The sequence below is a fragment of the Cupriavidus sp. 01L46 genome (assembly GCF_056399905.1).
This window is the reverse complement of the sequence record NZ_JBFTSF010000502.1, coordinates 1-2,660: the sequence shown is the minus strand read 5'-3', so window position 1 is coordinate 2,660 and position 2,660 is coordinate 1. Positions and strand designations below refer to the sequence as shown.

General features: G+C 49.7%; 4 protein-coding genes. 3 read left to right on the top strand and 1 reads right to left on the bottom strand.

The window, feature by feature from the left end; translation table 11 throughout:
• The 3 genes from AC1DS3_RS37540 to AC1DS3_RS37530 all read left to right on the top strand — a co-directional run.
• Positions 1–215 (top strand): hypothetical protein (locus tag AC1DS3_RS37540; RefSeq protein WP_477129239.1); only part of this gene is annotated, 215 nt, incomplete at its 5' end.
• Between the two features lie 155 nt (positions 216–370).
• The gene (locus tag AC1DS3_RS37535) at positions 371–559 is read left to right on the top strand and encodes a hypothetical protein (RefSeq protein ID WP_477129238.1); all 189 of its coding nucleotides are present in this window, start codon (positions 371–373) and stop codon (positions 557–559) included.
• 55 nt (positions 560–614) lie between these two features.
• Positions 615–836 carry a hypothetical protein gene (locus tag AC1DS3_RS37530; protein WP_441632796.1) on the top strand — a complete coding sequence of 74 codons (222 nt, stop codon included), beginning with the start codon at positions 615–617 and terminating at the stop codon, positions 834–836.
• Between the two features lie 419 nt (positions 837–1,255).
• Here the strand turns inward: AC1DS3_RS37530 and AC1DS3_RS37525 are convergent, their stop codons facing one another.
• Positions 1,256–2,050 (bottom strand): WG repeat-containing protein, encoded by a 795-nt coding sequence (locus tag AC1DS3_RS37525; protein ID WP_441632798.1) that lies wholly within the window; start codon positions 2,048–2,050, stop codon positions 1,256–1,258.
• Positions 2,051–2,660 lie beyond the last annotated feature (610 nt).

Sequence of the window (2,660 nt, the reverse complement as noted above, 5' to 3'; positions counted from 1 at the left end):
ATGATGATGAGGTAAAGCGTCTCGTTTCATGGACTAATGAATTGTCAGGCGGTGAGCTGCTTATCTCAGAAGATGCGCTATGCAAGTATGTAGAAAGAATACAGTCCGGGGATTTAAAAATTTTTGCGATAGAGCCTTCATGGGGTGCCGAGGTGGTATGCGTTTATGAAGGTGAGGTAAGCGAGGGGGCGGAATTTATACAGCAAAGGCAATGAGAGAAATTTTCAAAGTAAAAGATGTTGTGGGGAACATTGATATCGATCAATATTCTTTTCAAGAAAATATGTCGCGCTTTGTCCCGTGATATACCGTTAATGATATGAGAGATTTTCAGATTGTTTTTGTCAGTGACGTAGATCACGAGCAYCTGATGGCGGAAATATCCTATCGGAAGCAGCGTTTGTGCCTGATAAGCAAAGAGGGTGGAAACGAAAAAATGGAAATAGAATTTCTAACGGAAATTTTTATTATCGAGGATAGCGTGGTGATGAAATTTCCACTTGTTGAATTTGTAGACGTAATCAAGCAAGCGGAGGCGGAGCTACGGCGGTGCATTTGAATGCGCGGGATATGGTGCCACTGCTTGCTGCCCCCACTCGACCAGGATGGAAGTAATGAGCGACCAGTATCTGACAGTGGAGCAGGCGTATCGTGCAATGTTTTATTTTTTGGAGCACGAATATGATCTGACAAAAGCCGATGAGATTGGAGGGCTTCTGAGTTCGCTCTCATGGGAGATCACTCAGCGACATGGTCCTGCTGATGCGGCTGCATGGCAAGATTGGCGGGATGCTGTTCGAAAGGCTTTAACGATTTCGGACAATGCATCGCCGTGAAAGCAAGAGTGAACCAGCATGACGTCGCTTCGCTTGCCGTATGTTCGAACTCTAATACCTGGGATTAGGGTTTCCAAGGCTGTTTGAGCCCGCGTGGGATGAACGGCCCGGCCGTGAGTGCCAGGCGCGATAGCGCCTTCGGTTTTGGGGTTGGCCGCTGGCGGAGCGGGTTTCATCCATTCGGTGGCAGCCTTGACGCGCAATCGCGGCACGGCTGTGCTGGCAGTCCTTGTCGGCAGCCAGGCGGTGACGATACGAGTAGGTCGTGATGCCCTGACCTTCGAATCAGCTCGGCAACAACCTTCGCGCGCTTCCGCAGAGCCAGAAAATCTCGTCAGGAAAAGTCACTAAGACTGCTGCGACAATGTAAGCCAATAATTTAAGGGCGGTGCCGAAGGCTTCATTGCAGCTCCTGGTACTTACGGAGTTGGTTGCACCCAATCACCGATTAGCTCCTCTGCCCCGCGCTTGTCTACGCGGTAGACTTTTCCGTCTCGAACTAACTCGGCATAACCTCTAAAAAAATAACCTCGCTTGTCATAGCGAGGAGGAATTATTACATTGCCAGATTTATCAATGAACCCCCACTTGCCATCTATCGCCACGGTAAAAAGATTGTCATTGAGCCACTTCCCGGACCACACATTAAAAGCAATTTGGTCGTAGTTTAATTCTAGTAATTTATTGCCTTTCAGGTCGTATAGCATTCCATCGCGTCTAGCTTTAAAGCCAATTATAAAACCATCACCCTCATACTCGACAATCTTTGGGCTGTCTTTAAGTGTCGGCGCAATTATTTCACGCCCCGCCATATCGATAACCCCCCACCCGCTCGCTCTTTCTACCGCTGCAATGCCTGCTATGTCGCTGAAATAATTTATCTTTTTATATGTAAGGGGAATGACCACATTCCCCCTTGTATCAAGATACCCGCAATTACCTTCAGCGCAGACGCCAATGAGTCCATTTTTCAAGCCCAAGACTTCGTCATACTCAAAGGGTATAGCGACCCTTCCGTTTTCATCGATATAACCGATCTTTTTACCTAGCCTTGCGGCACTTATGCCCTCCTTAAAGTGCAAGGAATTGTTGTAGATTGGCGGAATGACAATCACGCCATTCTTGTCTTTAGCTCCCCAGAGTCCATTCAGATTAAAAGTGATTGGATAGCCATCCATATCATTATTTTCAGCGGATACATTGGCAGAAGACATTCCGAGAATTAAGAGGCACAAGCTCCGAACCAATAGTCGGGTAACCATAAATATAATTTCTCTCCAAAATTACCTGCGATTGTAGTACTAGTGACATCTTAAACTTTAACATCCCGTCATGGCTTTGCTTCGTCCGCGCAGAGATAAGCCTTTCCTTGCCGAGGCATCTTAGGCGCACGTGTCATCGACGGTGCGGGTGTGAGGGTTGGGGGTCGTAATTGGCTGGCGCGGCGTCATTCAGCGCTGGACCGCTTCAACGGCGTTGCCCAAGCGGCTGGCGCAGGTTGCGGCTGACGGCCGGCAGGATCGATCCGGTTCTTGCGGCCGTTGGCTAGCGTAGCGGATGTGACTTTTTGTTGCGGCTGGGTTCGGCTGCATGGCCCCACGATATACTCCGCTCGTTGCTGCAACCACAGCGGCCGGGTTTGACAGCCCGACGACAAAACACGCTGTCAAACTTGCTCGCAAAGGAGGCACTCCCATGCCCCAGTCTTCATTCGCCCATTCCGGGCAAATCGCTTCCCTCAAGCTTCCCGTCATCTGCCAGCGCCTGCGCGCCTCCCAACGGAGGGCGCTCGATGTATAACTACCCGCGCTACAACATCACCGC